This window comes from Sinomonas notoginsengisoli (assembly GCF_021554725.1).
GTDB classification, from domain to species: Bacteria; Actinomycetota; Actinomycetes; order Actinomycetales; family Micrococcaceae; genus Sinomonas; species Sinomonas notoginsengisoli.
Map to the genome: position 1 here is coordinate 1,095,638 of NZ_JAIZDP010000001.1, position 18,325 is coordinate 1,113,962.

Annotated in this window: 14 protein-coding genes; 1 reads left to right on the top strand and 13 read right to left on the bottom strand. The window is 67.4% G+C overall.

What is annotated here, in order from left to right:
* Nucleotides 1-45 precede the first annotated feature (45 nt).
* From rpsS to rpsJ, 6 genes are read right to left on the bottom strand one after another with little or no spacing between them, the layout of a single operon-like run.
* Complete coding sequence (gene rpsS / locus LF262_RS05170) at nucleotides 46-327, bottom strand: 30S ribosomal protein S19 (RefSeq protein WP_235779155.1); 282 nt, start codon at nucleotides 325-327, stop codon at nucleotides 46-48.
* A gap of 12 nt (nucleotides 328-339) precedes the next feature.
* Nucleotides 340-1,179 (bottom strand): 50S ribosomal protein L2, encoded by an 840-nt coding sequence (gene rplB / locus LF262_RS05175; protein ID WP_208709953.1) that lies wholly within the window; start codon nucleotides 1,177-1,179, stop codon nucleotides 340-342.
* A gap of 30 nt (nucleotides 1,180-1,209) precedes the next feature.
* Nucleotides 1,210-1,518, bottom strand: a complete 309-nt coding sequence (rplW, locus tag LF262_RS05180; RefSeq protein WP_066499543.1) for a 50S ribosomal protein L23 — start codon at nucleotides 1,516-1,518, stop codon at nucleotides 1,210-1,212.
* Nucleotides 1,515-2,150: a 50S ribosomal protein L4 gene (gene rplD / locus LF262_RS05185; protein WP_235779156.1), complete on the bottom strand. Its 636-nt coding sequence runs from the start codon at nucleotides 2,148-2,150 to the stop codon at nucleotides 1,515-1,517. The genes rplW and rplD overlap by 4 nt, the downstream gene beginning before the upstream one ends.
* A gap of 4 nt (nucleotides 2,151-2,154) precedes the next feature.
* Nucleotides 2,155-2,805, bottom strand: a complete 651-nt coding sequence (gene rplC, locus LF262_RS05190; RefSeq protein ID WP_235779157.1) for a 50S ribosomal protein L3 — start codon at nucleotides 2,803-2,805, stop codon at nucleotides 2,155-2,157.
* A 21-nt stretch (nucleotides 2,806-2,826) separates the two neighbouring features.
* Complete coding sequence (rpsJ, locus tag LF262_RS05195; RefSeq protein WP_043119398.1) at nucleotides 2,827-3,135, bottom strand: 30S ribosomal protein S10; 309 nt, start codon at nucleotides 3,133-3,135, stop codon at nucleotides 2,827-2,829.
* 395 nt (nucleotides 3,136-3,530) lie between these two features.
* Between rpsJ and LF262_RS05200 the strand changes: the two genes are divergently transcribed.
* Complete coding sequence (locus LF262_RS05200) at nucleotides 3,531-5,003, top strand: GH1 family beta-glucosidase (protein WP_235779158.1); 1,473 nt, start codon at nucleotides 3,531-3,533, stop codon at nucleotides 5,001-5,003.
* A 17-nt stretch (nucleotides 5,004-5,020) separates the two neighbouring features.
* On the opposite strand, the gene LF262_RS16895 is transcribed toward LF262_RS05200, so the two are convergent.
* The 7 genes from LF262_RS16895 to LF262_RS05230 all read right to left on the bottom strand — a co-directional run bounded on the left by LF262_RS16895 (nucleotide 5,021) and on the right by LF262_RS05230 (nucleotide 18,325).
* Nucleotides 5,021-5,146, bottom strand: coding sequence for a hypothetical protein (locus LF262_RS16895; protein ID WP_268933495.1), 126 nt, complete (start codon nucleotides 5,144-5,146; stop codon nucleotides 5,021-5,023).
* A gap of 42 nt (nucleotides 5,147-5,188) precedes the next feature.
* The gene (locus tag LF262_RS05205; RefSeq protein ID WP_235779159.1) at nucleotides 5,189-9,454 is read right to left on the bottom strand and encodes a hypothetical protein; all 4,266 of its coding nucleotides are present in this window, start codon (nucleotides 9,452-9,454) and stop codon (nucleotides 5,189-5,191) included.
* 172 nt (nucleotides 9,455-9,626) lie between these two features.
* On the bottom strand, nucleotides 9,627-10,817 hold the full coding sequence (tuf, locus tag LF262_RS05210) for an elongation factor Tu (protein ID WP_235779160.1): 1,191 nt from the start codon (nucleotides 10,815-10,817) through the stop codon (nucleotides 9,627-9,629).
* A 198-nt stretch (nucleotides 10,818-11,015) separates the two neighbouring features.
* On the bottom strand, nucleotides 11,016-13,130 hold the full coding sequence (fusA, locus tag LF262_RS05215; protein ID WP_235779161.1) for an elongation factor G: 2,115 nt from the start codon (nucleotides 13,128-13,130) through the stop codon (nucleotides 11,016-11,018).
* A 76-nt stretch (nucleotides 13,131-13,206) separates the two neighbouring features.
* A complete protein-coding gene (gene rpsG / locus LF262_RS05220) occupies nucleotides 13,207-13,677 on the bottom strand; it encodes a 30S ribosomal protein S7 (protein WP_235779162.1) in 471 nt (156 codons plus the stop codon).
* Nucleotides 13,677-14,051: a 30S ribosomal protein S12 gene (gene rpsL / locus LF262_RS05225; RefSeq protein WP_043119407.1), complete on the bottom strand. Its 375-nt coding sequence runs from the start codon at nucleotides 14,049-14,051 to the stop codon at nucleotides 13,677-13,679. Before rpsL ends, rpsG begins: the two co-directional genes overlap by 1 nt.
* Nucleotides 14,052-14,425: 374 nt before the next feature.
* Complete coding sequence (locus LF262_RS05230; protein WP_235779163.1) at nucleotides 14,426-18,325, bottom strand: DNA-directed RNA polymerase subunit beta'; 3,900 nt, start codon at nucleotides 18,323-18,325, stop codon at nucleotides 14,426-14,428.

The window sequence follows — 18,325 nt, forward strand, 5'->3', positions numbered from 1 at the left end:
CTTCTCTTTCTCAGAGCCAAGCGCTGCTGCTGCCTTGCGGCAGGGTCAGCGGCGCTTGCCCTTCTTGTCGTCCTTCACGTGGCCGCGGAAAGTCCGCGTCGGGGCGAATTCGCCGAGCTTGTGCCCGACCATCGACTCGGTGACGAAGACCGGGATGTGCTTGCGCCCATCGTGCACGGCGATCGTGTGCCCGAGCATGTCGGGGATGATCATCGAGCGGCGGGACCAAGTCTTGATGACGTTCTTGGAGCCCTTCTCGTTTTCCCTGGCGACCTTCACAAAGAGGTGCTGGTCAACGAAAGGACCCTTCTTCAGGCTGCGTGGCATGTGTCCAGGCTCCTATCGCTTGTTCTTGCCAGTACGACGACGGCGGACGATGAGCTTGTCGCTCGCCTTGTTCGGGCGGCGGGTGCGGCCCTCGGGCTTGCCGTTCGGGTTGACGGGGTGACGGCCACCGGAGGTCTTGCCCTCACCACCACCGTGCGGGTGGTCAACCGGGTTCATGGCGACACCGCGGACGGTCGGGCGGACGCCCTTCCAGCGCATGCGGCCGGCCTTGCCCCAGTTGATGTTGGACTGCTCGGCGTTGCCGACCTCGCCGACGGTCGCGCGGCAGCGGACGTCGACGTTGCGGACCTCGCCAGAGGGGAGGCGGAGCTGGGCGTACTTGCCCTCCTTCGCCACGAGCTGGATCGAGGCACCGGCGGAGCGGGCCATCTTGGCACCGCCGCCGGGGCGGAGCTCGACGGCGTGGATGACGGTACCGACCGGGATGTTGCGCAGCGGCAGGTTGTTGCCGGGCTTGATGTCGGCGTCCGGACCGGACTCGACGATGTCGCCCTGGGACAGCTTGTTCGGCGCGATGATGTAGCGCTTGGTGCCGTCCACGAAGTGCAGCAGCGCGATGCGCGCGGTGCGGTTCGGGTCGTACTCGATGTGAGCGACCTTGGCGTCGACGCCGTCCTTGTCGTGGCGACGGAAGTCGATCAGACGGTACTGGCGCTTGTGTCCACCACCCTTGTGGCGGGTGGTGATCTTGCCGGAGTTGTTGCGGCCGCCCTTCTTGGGGAGCGGACGCACCAGGGACTTCTCCGGCGTCGAGCGCGTGATCTCTGCGAAGTCGGCCACGCTCGAGCCGCGGCGGCCCGGGGTAGTCGGCTTATAGTTACGGATTGCCATTTACCTGTTCCTCGTTAAAGTGGTCTCCGCTCAGGCGAGCGGACCGCCGAAGATGTCGATTGTGCTGCCGTCCTTGAGAGTGACGATGGCACGCTTGGTGCTCTTGCGCTCACCCCAGCCGAACTTGGTGCGCTTGCGCTTGCCCGGGCGGTTGAGCGTGTTGATCGAGTCGACCTTGACCGAGAAGATTCGCTCGATCGCGATCTTGATCTCGGTCTTGTTCGAGCGCGGGTCCACCAAGAAGGTGTACTTGCCCTCGTCGATCAGCCCGTAGCTCTTTTCCGAGACGACCGGCGCGAAGATGACGTCGCGCGGATCCTTGTAGCTGGATGCGCTCACTTGGAGCCCTCCTCGTTCACAATGTTCTGGCCGTTGGACCTCGCGGCGACGAACGCGTCGAAGGCGGCCTTCGTGAAGACCACGTCATCGGAGACGAGAACGTCGTAGGTGTTCAGCTGGTCCGCATAGATCGCGTGCACCTCGGCGAGGTTGCGGACCGAGAGGGCCGCGAGCTCGTCGGCGCGGTCGATGACGACCAGCAGGTTCTTACGCCCTGAGAGAGCGCGAAGCGTGGCCAGGGCCTCCTTCGTGCTCGGCTTGTCGCCGGCGACGAGGGACTCGACCACGTGGATCCGGCCGTTGCGGGCGCGGTCCGAGAGGGCGCCGCGGAGGGCAGCGGCCTTCATCTTCTTGGGGGTGCGCTGGCTGTAGTCGCGCGGCACGGGGCCGTGGACAACGCCGCCGCCGGTCATGTGCGGGGCGCGGATCGAGCCCTGGCGGGCGCGGCCGGTGCCCTTCTGCTTGAACGGCTTGCGGCCGGCACCGGACACCTCGCCTCGGGTCTTGGTCTTGTGCGTGCCCTGGCGTGCAGCGGCCAGCTGGGCGACGACGACCTGGTGCAGCAGCGGGACGTTCGTCTGGACGTCGAAGATCTCGGCGGGGAAATCCACCTTGACAGTTGCGTTAGCCATGAGTTCAGGCTCCCTTCACGGCGGTGCGGACGAGGACGACCGAGCCGCGGGCACCCGGGAGGGCGCCCTTGATGAGAAGCAGCGAGTTCTCGGCATCCACCGCGTGGATGGTGAGGTTGAGGGTCGTCTGGCGCTCGTTGCCCATGCGACCGGCCATGCGGAGGCCCTTGAAGACGCGGCCGGGGGTGGCGCAGGCACCGATGGAACCGGGCTTGCGGTGGTTCTTGTGCGCACCGTGGGAGGCGGAGACACCGGCGAAGCCGTGACGCTTCATGACACCGGCGAAGCCCTTGCCCTTGGTGGTACCGACGACGTCGATCCTCTGACCGGCCTCGAAGGTCCCCACGGAGAGCTCCTGGCCCAGCTCGTAGGACTCGGCGTCGGAGGTACGGACCTCGACGAGGTGGCGGCGCGGCGTCACGCCGGCCTTCTCGAAGTGGCCGGTGAGCGGCTTGTTGACCTTGCGGGGGTCAATCTGGCCGTAGCCAATCTGGACCGCGGTGTAGCCATCGGTCTCGGCGTTGCGCAGCTGGGTGACGACGTTGGAGTCGGCCTTAACGACAGTGACGGGGATGAGCTTGTTGCTCTCGTCCCAGACCTGGGTCATGCCGAGCTTCGTGCCCAGCAGGCCCTTCACATTGCGGGTAGTGGTCATAGTTCTCTCAGCACCTCCCTCTTAGAGCTTGATTTCGATGTTGACGTCTGCCGGCAGGTCGAGACGCATGAGCGAGTCGACGGCCTTGGGCGTCGGGTCGATGATGTCGATCAGCCGCTTGTGCGTGCGCATTTCGAAGTGCTCGCGGCTGTCCTTGTACTTGTGGGGAGAGCGGATGACGCAGTACACGTTCTTCTCCGTGGGCAGCGGAACGGGGCCCACCACCGTCGCGCCTGCGCGCGTGACCGTCTCAACGATCTTCCGAGCTGAAGTGTCGATGACCTCGTGGTCGTACGACTTCAGCCGGATGCGGATCTTCTGTCCCGCCATATCGCCTGACTCGCTTTCGTTTGTCTAGCACTGCACTGTTTGCTCACTGTTTTGTTGGCTGTGGCTGCCGAAGCATTCAAGGTCGCGACCACCACCGGCAGCACTGCCTGAATCCGGGCTACCCCGGGTTCCTCAGACAGCCGGCCTCTCCGACCCCCGCGGTCGGGCGTGTCGCGCCGCTGGCGCGCACGATCCCTAGCCTTGTTCGCGAAGGTGGGTCATATTTGGGCCCCAGCTTGGACCCTGCACCCGGCATTATCCGGATCGGGACGCGAAGGAGCGCTTGAACAACTCATCTAGTCTGCCAGAGATCTGCGCCATGCGCCAATCGCCCGGCGAAGAGGGGGTATCCTCGGCCCATTGCCCCCAGCGAAGGTGATGAGGATCATAGATCCATGCCCCCTGCGGACCGGTTCAGCGCGCCGGGCCCGGACGCGTCCGGCCACTGGAGCGTGGAGGGCCTGGCCGCGCGCATCCCAGACGATTTTACGCTGGGCGTGGCCACGAGCGCCTTCCAGATCGAGGGCGCGCTCGATGAGGACGGCCGCGGCCCCTCCGTCTGGGACGACTTCGCGGCACGCCGCGGGATGATCGCGGACGGCGACTCCCCTGCCGTTGCCTGCGACCACTACCACCTCAGCCCCGCCGACCTCGATCTCGTAGCCGGTCTCGGCGTCGACTCGTACCGGTTCTCGATCGCGTGGCCACGGGTGCAGCCGGAGGGTCGCGGCGCGTGGAACGAGCGCGGCTGGGATTTCTACGACCGGCTGGTCGACGGCATGCTCTCCCGCGGGCTCTCCCCCATGGTGACCCTGTACCACTGGGACACGCCGCTGGCCCTGGAGCACGACGGCGGGTGGCTGAGCAGGGAGACCGCGCTGCGGTGTGCAGACTACGCCGCCGAGGCCGGGCGCCGGTTCGGCGACCGCGTGGACCGCTGGGTCACCCTCAACGAACCGGTGTCCGTGGCCCTCAACGGCTATGCGCTGGGCATCCACGCACCCGGAAGGCAGCTGCTCTTCGATGCGATGCCCGCCGTCCACCACCAGCTCCTCGCCCATGGCCTGTCGGTCCAGGCACTGCGGGCGGTGGGTGTCCGCGGGGACGTCGGGGTGACGAACATGCACGCCCCGGTCCACCCTGCCCGAGGCCCCCGGGACTGGATCCATGCCAGGATTGCGGATCTCCTGCTCAACCGCCTCTACGCCGACCCCGTGCTTCTGGGCCGCTACCCGAGGCCGCCCCTCCTGGCCACCCGCCCGTTCCGGTACCTGAGCCACGTCCCCGCCGAAGACCTCGTGACCATCCACCAGCCCCTCGACTTCTACGGCGTCAACTACTACTACCCTGCCCGCATCCGTTCGGGTCCCGGCCCGATCCCCGACGGCGTGAGCGCCACGACCGCGATAGCCCGGACACCGTTCCACCTTGCCGACTTCCCGGAATATGCGAGCACGGGTTTCGGCTGGCCCATCTCCCCCATGCACTGCGCAGTCCTCCTGGGTGAGCTCAGGCGGCGCTACGGGAAGTCGCTGCCGCCGGTCTACATCACCGAGAGCGGGGCGAGCTTCCCCGAGCCGGCCCAGGCGGACGGGGTGATGCACGACGACGCGCGCATCGCCTACCTCGCCTCTCACCTTGAAGCGGCACTCGACGCAATTCAGCCAGGGGGCCCTGCGGAGGGAGTCGAGCTTCGCGGCTGGTATGTGTGGACCCTCATGGACAACTTCGAGTGGGCTGCCGGCTACAGCCAGCGCTTCGGGCTCGTCCACACGGACTTCGAAACCCTCGAGCGCACGCCCAAGGCCTCGTACTACTGGCTGCGCAGGCTTGCCCGGGCACGGCGGCGCCCAGCCGTCAGCGCCTGAACGGTCCCGTGGGCCGGTCAGTCGTCGCGGTTCGCGCGGCGGATCTGCCTGAACCTCTCGATCTCGTTCTTGAAGTTCTTCCTGACCCAGAAGTAGCCGATGACCACACCGGCCGCGATCAGCAGGAACCAGAGCCAGCCCATGGCGCGCCTTCCCCGAGAGTGTGCGGTTTCTCCGCCGTCGCCTCAACCTACCGCAGCAGGGTGCCCCGTGGCCGCTGGGCCAGCCACCATACGGCTGCGGCGATCAGCGCGAGGCCCAGGATCCCCAGTAGCGCATAGACGTACGCGGACGGACCACAGGACGCACGCAACCACGCCGGCAGCACCCCAGGCCGTGAACCTGCGCTCACCCAACGCCAGCCCCGCGAGCGTGAGCACGGCGAAGGCCACGAGGAGCCAGATCTGCTGGGCATTGTTCCCGGCGGTCGCCGCGACCCAGATCCCCGTGAGGCTCAGGAGCGTGGCGGCGCCTTCGAGCCAGGCGCGTCCCGGCACAACCTGCTTGCCGACGTAGTAGCGCAGCAGTGCCACAACCGCTGCGGTCACCACGTACCACTGCGCAAGCCAGAACCCTCCCGGTTCCTCCACGGCCTCGGCGAAGACCGCCCGCTGGAACGCTGCCACGAGCACTATCGCGCCCACCTCGGCTCCGAGCCGGCGCGCCCGCAGCGATAGCTCGGGGACGGCCACCGCGACGAGGGCCATCGCGAGCGCTGGGACAAGTACGACCGCGGGGGGCTCCCACGCCGCTCGCACCGAGAGCGCCAACGCGGCCCCGGCAGCACCGATGAGGGTCCAGTGCCTCACCGGATCCGCCCGGAACAGGCCCAGCTCCTCTAGACGTGAGCCGGCCGCGCCCGGCCATCGGCCGGACCAGCGCAGGGCGACTCCGAGCGCAGCAGGCACGAGCGTTCCGCCCAGGACCGTCACGGGGTCCTGCCATACGGCCGGCAGGCCGTCCACGAGGTCTCGTGCCACGAGCATTCCGGCAGGAAGTGTGAGCAGGACGCCGAGCGGGAACGCAGCAGCGACCTCCCAACGCGCCCTCCTCCACACGTAGCTTGCGGCGATCAGCACGGCCGCAGTGGTTGCCACGCCAACGCCGAGGACCGCGGGCTTCTCGGCCAGCCCTGCTTGGATGGATGCCGCGCCAAAGGCCGCCGCGGCCGCTGTCCAGGGCCATGGGCGAGTGCGGTCCCCCTGCCGGCGGCCGTTCTCCCACAGCCCCATGCCGGCGAGGTGAGACCACGAGAGCGCAGCGAGCACGAGTGCCACTGCCGTTCCGTCCAGCGGCGCCTGGGTGAGGAACTGCCCCGCAGGGAAGTGCAGTAGTGGGCCCAGCGCCACGACACCGAGCAGGAGCGCCGCCGCGCCGACGTACCCGGCCGCAGGACGTCCGCGGAGGGTGCTGACCGCGCTCACCACGACGAGTCCCGCCTCGAACAGCACGACCCACCGGCCGCCCTCCGCCCCTTGGCGCGTCACAAGGAGGTAGCCGAGCGGCAGTGCCAGTTGGCCCACGAGCCCGCTCCAATAGACCGCCTCGTGGAACGGCAGGGCTGCCGTGCGTGCGGGCAGGAGGCGTCGGAGAACGTGCTGGGCCGCAAGGCCCACGGCGAGGACCACGCTGATCCACGTCTCAGACGCAGTCGCATCCTGCGCGACGAGCACCGCGAGCGCTACGGGGAGTGCCCTGGCCGCCACGAGGTGCGCGCCCTTCGACAACCACTGCGGCGCGAGGTACACCATGGCCGCGGAGAACGCAGCGAACAGCCCGACGAGGATCTCGAGCATCCGCACGTCACGCGAGGCCGCGATCGCGGTGAGGACGAGGGCAGCGGGTGCGAGGGCAGCAGCGGCCTGGTGGAACCGGAGAACCCCGCCCGCAAGTGCCGCCGCCACGGCAAACGCGACCACGAGGATTGCTCCGATGGGCGTGACTGCGTCATGGGACCCAAGGCCCGTCTCGAGCGCGGCCCCGACGGTTCCGGGAGCAGCGAGCGCCAGCACAGCGGCCGCATCAGCGAGAGTCCAGGGGAGGCGTCTCGACCTGCGGACTCCTCGGATCTCGACAGCGAGGGGCACGACGATCTGGACGAGTACCGCCAGGACCACCACGTGCTCAAGCGTGAACCGCTGCCCGAAGACCGTCGGCGCCCAGCCGCCGAGCTCTAGCCAGCGGAAAGACCCGGCGACGAGGAGGGTGGCCGCGCCGCGCGCCAGCCAGATGTATGCCCAACGGCGTAGGCCGGCTGGGGCACGCCAGGCTGACGCGGCAAAGACTGCGGCGGCGATGGCCAGAACCCCATTGACGGTCCCCTGCATGGGCCTGGCCAGCTCCCCCGCCGTGAAGAGGAATGCTTCAAGCGACACGACGCCCAGCAGCACGCCCGGTGCCACTTCCCCTACCGAGACAGCGCGGCGCGCTGGCGGCCTCGCGAGGTACAGTCCCACGGCGAGGGCCACCGCCCCGGCGCACAGGACGAACACCGCGGGAATGAAGAGCGGTGAGATCGAGGTCGGGCCCCAGTACCGCGAGAAGCGCAGGTCCGACCAGCCCACAGCAAGGACGGCACAGACGGCGATCGTCCCGAGGACCCAGACCAAGGCCGTGCGCAGGAACTCCGCCCGTCCCAGCGCCCCCAGGAGGCCCGTCACGGCAAGCTGCACCGCAACCGCTGCCACCAGGCTGAACGCCACAGCTGCCGTCTTCTCCGAGGGAGGCAGGCCGCTTCCGAGTGCGGCCACGACAGCGGGCACCGCGACGAGTGAGGCAAGCCGGGCCATCGCGAGGAACTGCGGGCGTCCCCACACGTTCACGTCATCGTCAGCAGCGCCGACCAGCTGCGGTGCGGACGCCGCCGAGGCCGTCCACAGGGCACGTGCCGCGAAGTACATGCAGCCGGCGGTGGAGAGGACCGCCAAGGGCCACGCGTCGAGACGGACGAGCAGGAGCTCCGCGAACGCCAGGAGCGGGAGCCATTCCGCCTGCTTTCCCCACCGCCACGCGGTGAACTGGGCTGAGGGTGCCGCAAGGGCCGCAGCGACGAACGCAGGCTCATGGGTGACCTGCCCCACCGACAGCGATGCCACGACCACGAGCGCCACCTGTACGACCACCGCGACGGCCTGCTCGGCCCTCGCACCACGGCGGGACAAGCCCAGCTGTTCCTCGCGCGCGGCACCGAGGACGGCCGACACGAGGGTGAGCACGATGGTCGCGGCAGACGCCGCGACCGCCGCAGCCGCCATGGGAGGCCACGGCAGTGTGCCGAAGACTGCGCCCGCATCCACTGCCTGGGCCGCGCCTACGCCGGCGGCCAGCACCGCCGTCGTGCGTGCGCCCCACCACGAGAGGCGGCGCGCGGTCACGCCCTCGGCGAGGAAGGACTCGGCCACGAGGTAGACGCTCATGGCCAGGACGAGAACGGGGTACTGCCACCTCTCGAGGGTTCCTGCGGCCACGGTAGCGGCGACGAACGTCGATGGGACGACGAACGGATGCAGTCGCGCGATCGGGCGCAGGAAGAGGGGCGGGACCCAGCGAGGCTGCAGTGCCGAGATGGCGGCGAGCAGCGCGGCCGCCGTGATGAGGGCCGCGAAGTCGGCCGCGAGGGCGCCTCCGAGCACCTCGGTTCCAGACCACGCCGCGGAGAAGAGGAAGGTCAGGCTCAGGAACACGAGGACACGGCTCTCGAGACGCAACGCGGCGAAGCCGAACGCCACGAGGCCCACGGCGCTCGTGACGAGCCAGGACATGCTCGGATCATGCAGGACTACTAGGTCGAGCCCGAGGCCCGTGACCGGCAGCAGTGCAAGCCCTGTTCCCGCGAACGCCACCGCCGCCGGGCGGAGCCGCGGGAACCGGGCGTGAACCACGAGGCCGGCGGCATAGAAGAGGGCAGTGACGCCTGCCAGCCCAGCCAGCCGCAGATGGTCCGCGACGCTGCTGGCGAGGAACAGCCCAGCCGCCGCGACGATCAGGAGTGCTGCAGCGTAGAGGGCGATGTTGGCGCTCTGGATGCCGCGCTGCTCGCGCCTGCGGGCGGCCTCCGCGGCGACCTGCTCGGGTGTCGGAGTGGGCTTCGGCCGAGCACCCGCCGGCACGTCGGGCCGGTGGGGTCCAGAAACTTCCGGCTGCGGCACTATTGCGTACCGCGCAGCCTCTGCCGCAGGGACGGTCGGCTGGGCCGCAGGGGGCGCGACGGCGAGTGGCCGCACTGCCGGGCTGCGCACTGCCTGCTCCCATCCGGCCCGGTGCCCCTCGAGATAGCCAACACGGTGTCCCTCGGCGCGCCCCTCGGCGAACCCCGCCGTGCGCCCCTCGATGAATCCCGCCGTGCGCCCCTCGGCGAACCCCGCCGCATGGCCCTCGGCGTAGGCGAGGTCACGGAGCGGCCCGGCCTGCGCATCATGGCCGCCGCCGGACTCCGAAGCCCTCGTTCCCATGGTTGCCTCTCCCCAGAACGCGGCCGAAGCCGCCACCCGTCGTTTATCCATCGGATAGACAAACGATAGGGTCTGTGGGTGCCGGGCCGATAGAGGCGAAAGAACCCCGTCGCACGAATGCGGCGGGGTTCTTTCGAGGATCCGGCCCAGAGGCCTCAGTTCCTTGGAGGAACTACTTGACGATCTTGGTCACGCGGCCCGAGCCGACGGTGCGGCCACCCTCGCGGATAGCGAAGCCGAGGCCCTCTTCCATGGCGATGGGCTGGATGAGCGCAACGCTCATCTCAGTGTTGTCGCCGGGCATGACCATCTCGGTGCCCTCGGGGAGGGTGATAACGCCGGTCACGTCCGTGGTACGGAAGTAGAACTGCGGACGGTAGTTCGAGTAGAACGGGTTGTGACGGCCGCCCTCGTCCTTCGAGAGGATGTAGACGTTCGCCTCGAAGTCGGTGTGCGGCGTGATGGAACCGGGCTTCACCACGACCTGGCCGCGCTCTACGTCCTCGCGCTTGATGCCGCGGAGCAGAAGGCCACAGTTCTCGCCGGCCCACGCCTCGTCGAGCTGCTTGTGGAACATCTCGATACCAGTGACCGTGGTCTTCTGGATCGGGCGGATGCCCACGATCTCGACCTCGGAGTTGAGGGCGAGGGTACCGCGCTCGGCGCGGCCGGTGACGACCGTGCCACGACCGGTGATCGTGAAGACGTCCTCGATCGGCATCAGGAACGGCTTGTCGCGGTCACGAACCGGATCCGGAACGTTCTCGTCGACGGCCTCCATGAGCTCCTCGACCGACTTGACCCACTTGGGATCGCCCTCGAGAGCCTTGAGGCCCGAGACGCGGATCACCGGGGCGTTGTCGCCGTCGAAGCCCTGCGAGGAGAGGAGCTCGCGCACCTCCATCTCGACGAGGTCAAGGAGCTCCTCGTCGTCGACCATGTCGGCCTTGTTGAGGGCGACGAGCAGGTACGGAACGCCGACCTGGCGGGCGAGCAGAACGTGCTCGCGCGTCTGGGCCATCGGACCGTCCGTCGCAGCAACCACGAGGATGGCGCCGTCCATCTGCGCCGCACCCGTGATCATGTTCTTGATGTAGTCGGCGTGACCCGGAGCGTCGACGTGAGCGTAGTGGCGCTTCTCCGTCTGGTACTCGATGTGGGAGATGTTGATGGTGATACCGCGCTGCCGCTCCTCGGGAGCGGAGTCGATCTGCGCGAAGTCACGCTGCTCGTTGAGATCGGGGTACTTGTCAGCAAGCACCTTCGAGATGGCAGCAGTCAGCGTCGTCTTACCGTGGTCAACGTGGCCAATGGTGCCGATGTTGACGTGCGGCTTAGTCCGCTCGAACTTTGCCTTCGCCACTGGTTCCTCCTAGAACTGATACAGAAGACTTGCTTCCAGCCGCGACTGTCGCAACTGAAACTTTTGCAAGTCTACTGTGGGCTGTGTTTTTTCGTGAAATCACGCGGGAGTATACCCACGCGGAGGGCGACCCGCCGCCGTCGTGCGCGCTCTTCCCTGCGGAAGGGAGCCCACGGCGGCGGCAGCCGCGGTCCAGAACTACTCGCCGCGCGACTTCTGGATGATCTCGTCGGCAACGGCCTTCGGGACCTCAGAGTAGCTGTCGAACTGCATGGAGTAGACAGCACGGCCCTGGGTCTTCGACCGAAGGTCGCCAATGTAGCCGAACATCTCGGACAGCGGCACGGAGGCACGGATGACCTTGACGCCGACAGCGTCCTCCATGGCCTGGATCTGGCCACGGCGGGAGTTGAGGTCGCCGATGACGTCGCCCATGTACTCCTCAGGCGTACGGACCTCGACGGCCATCAGCGGCTCGAGGAGCACAGGGTTGGCGCGGCGAGCGCCCTCCTTGAACACCTGCGAACCGGCGATCTTGAACGCCATCTCCGAGGAGTCGACGTCGTGGTAGGCACCGTCGGTGAGCGACGCCTTCACGCCGACCATCGGGTAGCCGGCCAGGATGCCGAACTGCATGGCGTCCTGGATGCCCGCGTCGACGCTCGGGATGTACTCGCGAGGCACGCGACCACCGGTGACGGCGTTCACGAACTCGTAGAACGTGCCCTCGGCGGTGTCGAGCGGCTCGAAGGTCACCTGCACCTTGGCGAACTGGCCGGAACCGCCAGTCTGCTTCTTGTGCGTGTAGTCGACCTTCTCGACCTTCTTCTTGATGGTCTCGCGGTACGCCACCTGAGGCTTGCCGACGTTGGCCTCGACCTTGAACTCGCGGCGCATGCGGTCCACGAGGATGTCGAGGTGGAGCTCGCCCATGCCGCCGATCTCGGTCTGGCCGGTCTCATCGTTGAGGGAGACGGTGAACGTCGGGTCCTCAGCGGAGAGCTTCTGGATAGCGGTGGAGAGCTTCTCCTGGTCGCCCTTGGTCTTCGGCTCGATGGCCACGAAGATCACCGGCTCCGGGAACGTCATCGACTCGAGGACGATCGGGTTGCTGATATCGCACAGCGTATCGCCGGTCGTGGTGTCCTTGAGGCCGATCACCGCGTAGATGTGGCCCGCGTGGACCTCATCGACGGGGTTCTCCTTGTTGGCGTGCATCTGGAAGAGCTTCCCGATGCGCTCCTTCTTGCCCTTCGTCGAGTTCAGGACCTGGATGCCCGAGGTCGCCTTGCCCGAGTAGACGCGGATGAAGTTGAGCTGACCGAAGAACGGGTGCGCCGCGATCTTGAACGCGAGAGCCGAGAAAGGCTCGTCCTCGCTCGGCTTGCGGGTCAGCTCGACCGTCTCGTCCTTCGGGTCGTGGCCGATCATGGCCGGGACGTCCAGCGGGGACGGGAGGTAGTCGATGACCGCATCCAGCATCGGCTGGACACCGCGGTTCTTGAACGCGGAGCCACAGAAGACCGGGTAGATCTCCGAGTTGACCGTGAGCTTGCGGATACCCGCCTTGAGCTCCTCGATGGTGGGCTCCTCGCCCTCGAGGTACTTCTCCATGAGCTCCTCGGAGGCCTCGGCGACGGCCTCGACGAGGTCGGCGCGGTACTCCTCCGCCTTCTCCTTGAGGTCCGCAGGGATCTCCTGCGTCTCGTAGGAGGCGCCCATGGTGACGTCGCCCTTGGCATCGCCCGGCCACACGAGGGCCTTCATGGTCAGGAGGTCGACGACGCCGACGAAGTCGCTCTCCGAGCCGATCGGCAGCTGCATGACGAGCGGCTTGGCACCGAGGCGCTTCACGATGGTGTCAACGGTGAAGTAGAAGTCCGCACCGAGCTTGTCCATCTTGTTGACGAAGCAGATGCGCGGCACGTTGTACTTGTCCGCCTGGCGCCACACCGTCTCCGACTGCGGCTCCACGCCCTCCTTGCCGTCGAAGACGGCAACGGCGCCGTCGAGCACGCGCAGGGAGCGCTCGACCTCGACCGTGAAGTCCACGTGGCCCGGGGTGTCGATGATGTTGATCTGGTTCTGGTTCCAGAAGCAGGTCACGGCCGCGGACGTGATGGTGATGCCGCGCTCCTTCTCCTGCTCCATCCAGTCGGTCGTCGAAGCACCGTCGTGCGTCTCGCCGAGCTTGTGGTTCACACCCGTGTAGAAGAGGATGCGTTCCGTCGTAGTGGTCTTGCCGGCATCGATGTGCGCCATGATGCCGATGTTGCGGACCTTGCTGAGGTCGGTAAGCACGTCGAGTGCCACGGTGTCTCCCTGTTTGTCCCTGATTGGCTGCGCGTCCGCCGCCGGCCCTCATGGGGCCGGCGGCGAACCGCTGGTATTACCAGCGGTAGTGGGCGAAGGCCTTGTTCGACTCGGCCATCTTGTGCGTGTCCTCGCGGCGCTTCACCGCGGCACCGAGGCCGTTCGAAGCGTCGAGGATCTCGTTCTGGAGACGCTCGGTCATCGTCTTCTCGCGGCGTGCCTTGGAGTAGCCCACGAGCCAGCGGAGGGCCAGCGCGGTGGCGCGGCCCGGCTTGACCTCGACCGGGACCTGGTAGGTCGCTCCGCCGACGCGGCGGGAGCGGACCTCGAGGGTCGGGCGGACGTTGTCCATGGCCTTCTTGAGCGCGGCAACGGGGTCGCTGCCCGTCTTCTGGCGGGCGCCCTCCAGGGCGCCATAGACGATGCGTTCGGCAGTGGACTTCTTGCCGTCCACGAGAACCTTGTTGATCAGCTGCGTCACGAGCGGCGAACCGTAGACCGGGTCGACGACGAGAGGGCGCTTCGGGGCCGGGCCCTTACGAGGCATTACTTCTTCTCCTTCTTGGCGCCGTAGCGGCTGCGGGCCTGCTGGCGGTTCTTGACGCCCTGGGTGTCAAGCGCGCCGCGGACAATCTTGTAGCGGACACCCGGAAGGTCCTTCACACGGCCTCCACGCACGAGCACGATGGAGTGCTCCTGGAGGTTGTGGCCCACGCCCGGGATGTAGGCCGTGACCTCGACGCCACCGTTGAGGCGGACACGCGCAACCTTGCGGAGGGCGGAGTTCGGCTTCTTCGGGGTCGTGGTGTACACACGGGTGCACACGCCACGACGCATGGGGCTGCCCTTGAGGGCAGGGGCCTTGGTCTTGGAGACCTTCGGCGTGCGGCCCTTACGGACCAACTGCTGAATAGTAGGCACTTTCGCTCCGTACTCTGTTCGAAATTTCGCCCGCGCGGACCCCACTGACGAGGTTCGGTAGACGCTGTCGGTTGCTCCGCACTTCCGCGGCAACCGACCGTAGGCGTGCAAAAGTGTGGCATTCGTTGCGCACCAACCCCGCAACCCGGAAACAGGCCCCGTCTCTTCGTTCGCTCACGCGCCCCCGACGGCCTTCATCCACTGCCACACAGAAACAATCGAAATAAAGGATATCACGCGGCGGATGCGCCCCTGACCGATGGCCCTGATCGCCGGACAGGGGGTGGACCGACGGCCGCGGCCGGCTCCCCCGCGGGGGTGCCGGCCGCCGTCGTGTGTTCACGAACGCGTGCCGCTAGGCGGCAGAACCGTCGTCAGCGGTAGTCGCCGCCGAGGTCGTAGTCGTCCAGCGGGATCGCATGGAACTCCTGCGCGCCGTCGCCGTTCAGCGGATCGTAGGCGAAGTCGCTGAACGCGCTCGGACCGGTGAAGAGCGTGGCCTTGGCCTCCTCGGTGGGCTCGACCGTGACGTCCGTGTACCGGGGAAGACCGGTACCGGCCGGGATGAGCTTGCCGATGATGACGTTCTCCTTGAGGCCGAGCAGCGGATCGCTCCTGCCCTCCATGGCAGCCTGTGTGAGCACACGGGTCGTCTCCTGGAAGGACGCCGCCGAGAGCCAGGACTCCGTGGCGAGCGACGCCTTCGTGATGCCCATGAGCTCGGGACGGCCCGACGCCGGCCGCTTGCCCTCGGAGACCACGCGGCGGTTCTCGTCGCGGTAACGGCGCCCCTCGGCGAGCTCGCCCGGGAGGAGATCCGTGTCGCCGGACTCGATGACCGTGACGCGGCGCAGCATCTGGCGGACGATGACCTCCACGTGCTTGTCGTGGATGCCGATGCCCTGGCTGCGGTACACGCCCTGGACCTCGTCGACGAGGAACTTCTGCGCCTCGCGCGGACCCTGGATGCGCAGGACCTGCTTCGGATCGACGGGGCCGTTGACGAGCTTCTGCCCGACATCGACGTGCTCGCCGTCCTCGAGCAAAAGACGCGACCGGCGGGAGATCGGGTATGCGATCTCCTCCGTGCCGTCGTCCGGCGTGAGCACCAGCCGGAGCTGCTTCTCAGTGTCCTCGATCGTGATCCGACCGGCGGCCTCCGAGATCGGCGCCACACCCTTGGGTGTGCGGGCCTCGAAGAGCTCCTGGATACGGGGCAGGCCCTGGGTGATGTCCTCGCCGCCGGACGCCGAGACGGCGCCACCAGTGTGGAACGTGCGCATGGTCAGCTGCGTGCCGGGCTCACCGATGGACTGGGCCGCGATGATGCCGACGGCTTCGCCGATGTCCACGAGCTTGCCCGAGGCAAGCGACCGGCCGTAGCACTTCGCGCACACGCCGACGGCGGACTCACACGTGAGCACCGAGCGGACGCGGATCTCCGTGATCCCGTTGTTGATGAGCTTGTTGATCAGCACATCACCGAGGTCCGCGCCGGCCTCCGCGAGGACAGTTCCCTCGGAATCCGTCACGTCCACCGCGAGCGCGCGGGTGTACGCCGTATTCTCGACGTTTTCCTCACGCGTGAGCTCGCCGTTGTGATCCGCGACCGCGATCGTGACCATGAGGCCTCGCTCGGTGCCGCAGTCCTCCTCGCGGACGATCACGTCCTGCGAGACGTCCACGAGGCGGCGGGTCAGGTAACCCGAGTTGGCCGTACGGAGAGCCGTATCGGCCAGTCCCTTGCGGGCACCGTGGGTCGCGATGAAGTACTCGAGCACCGACAGGCCCTCGCGGTACGAGGACTTGATCGGGCGCGGGATGATCTCGCCCTTTGGGTTGGCCACGAGACCGCGGATACCGGCAATCTGGCGTACCTGCATCCAGTTGCCACGGGCGCCCGAGGAGACCATGCGGTTGATGGTGTTCATCTTCGGCATGGACTCGCGCATGACCGCCGCAATCTCGGTGGTCGCCTTGTCCCAGATCTCGATGAGCTCGGAGCGGCGCTCCTCGTCGTCGATCAGACCACGGTCGTACTGGCTCTGGATCTTCGCGGCCCGGTCCTCGTAGCCCGCCAGGATGGCCGGCTTGGCCTCCGGGACGGCAATGTCGGAGATGGCGACCGTGACGCCCGAGCGGGTCGCCCAGTGGAAGCCCGCGTCCTTGAGGTTGTCCAGCGTCGCCGCGACGACAACCTTCGGGTAGCGCTCCGCGAGGTCGTTGACGATCTTGGAGAGCTGGCCCTTGTCCGCGACGGCTTCAACCCACGGGTAGTCCGCAGGAAGGGTCTGGTTGAAGACAACCTGGCCCAGCGAAGTCTCCACGAGTGCCGGGGTGCCGGGCTCCCAGCCTTCAGGGGCCTGACGCTCCTTCGACGGCACGAAACCGTCCAGACGGATCTTCACCTGCGCGTTGAGGTGCAGCTCGTGCGCGTCGTGCGCCATGATCGCCTCGGCCACCGACGAGAACACGCGGCCCTCGCCGACGGCGCCCTCACGCTTGGTGGTGAGGTGGTACAGGCCGATGATCATGTCCTGCGAGGGCAGGGTGACCGGGCGGCCGTCCGACGGCTTGAGGATGTTGTTCGAGGAGAGCATGAGGATGCGCGCCTCTGCCTGGGCCTCAGGGCTCAGGGGCAGGTGCACAGCCATCTGGTCGCCGTCGAAGTCCGCGTTGAACGCCGCGCACACGAGCGGGTGCAGCTGGATGGCCTTGCCCTCGACGAGCTGCGGCTCGAACGCCTGGATGCCGAGGCGGTGCAGGGTAGGTGCACGGTTAAGCAGCACCGGGTGCTCGGTGATGATCTCCTCGAGCACGTCCCACACCTGCGGGCGGTAGCGCTCCACCATCCGCTTGGCGCTCTTGATGTTCTGCGCGTGGTTGAGGTCCACGAGCCGCTTCATGACGAACGGCTTGAACAGCTCGAGCGCCATCTGCTTCGGCAGGCCACACTGGTGCAGCTTGAGCTGCGGGCCGACGACGATGACCGAGCGGCCCGAGTAGTCGACGCGCTTGCCGAGCAGGTTCTGGCGGAACCGGCCCTGCTTGCCCTTGAGCATGTCCGAGAGCGACTTGAGCGGCCGGTTGCCCGGACCCGTCACGGGACGTCCGCGGCGGCCGTTGTCGAACAGCGAGTCCACAGCCTCCTGGAGCATGCGCTTCTCGTTGTTGACGATGATCTCCGGCGCGCCGAGGTCAAGCAGCCGCTTGAGGCGGTTGTTGCGGTTGATCACACGGCGGTACAGGTCGTTCAGGTCGGAAGTCGCGAAGCGGCCACCGTCGAGCTGGACCATCGGGCGCAGCTCCGGCGGGATCACCGGGACGGCGTCGAGGACCATGCCCTGTGGCTTGTTGTCCGTGGTCAGGAACGCGTTGACGACCTTGAGGCGCTTGAGCGCGCGGGTCTTCCGCTGGCCCTTGCCGTTCTGGATGATGTCGCGGAGGTTCTCCGCCTCGCCTTCCAGATCGAAGGACTCAAGGCGCTTCTGGATCGCCTCGGCGCCCATCGAGCCCTCGAAGTACATGCCATAGCGGTCGCGCAGCTCGCGGTAGAGCGCCTCATCGCCCTCGAGGTCGGCGACCTTGAGGTTCTTGAAGCGGTCCCAGACGGCCTCGAGTCGCTCGATGTCGGCGTCCGCGCGCTTGCGGACGGTCGCCATCGTCTTGTCGGCGAGGTCGCGTGCCTTCTTCTTGTCGGCGGCCTTGGCGCCCTCGGCCTCGAGCTTGCCGAGCTCCTCCTCGAGGTTGCGTGCCACGGCGGCGATGTCGGAGTCGCGGTTGTCCACGAGCCGCTTGCGCTCGACGTCATGCTCGGCCTGGAGGTTTGGCAGCTGCTCGTGGCGGCGCTCCTCGTCGACCTTGGTGATCATGTAGGCCGCGAAGTAGATGACCTTCTCAAGGTCCTTCGGGGCCAGGTCGAGGAGGTACCCGAGTCGTGAGGGAACGCCCTTGAAGTACCAGATGTGCGTCACGGGCGCGGCGAGCTCGATGTGGCCCATGCGCTCGCGGCGGACCTTGGCACGGGTCACCTCGACGCCGCAGCGCTCACAGATAATGCCCTTGAAGCGCACGCGCTTGTACTTGCCGCAGTAGCACTCCCAGTCACGGGAAGGACCGAAGATCTTCTCGCAGAAGAGTCCGTCCTTCTCGGGCTTGAGGGTGCGGTAGTTGATGGTTTCCGGCTTCTTGACCTCGCCGTGCGACCAGGTGCGGATGTCGTCCGCGGTCGCGAGGCCGATCTGCATGAGGCCGAAGGAGGATTCGTTGGACAA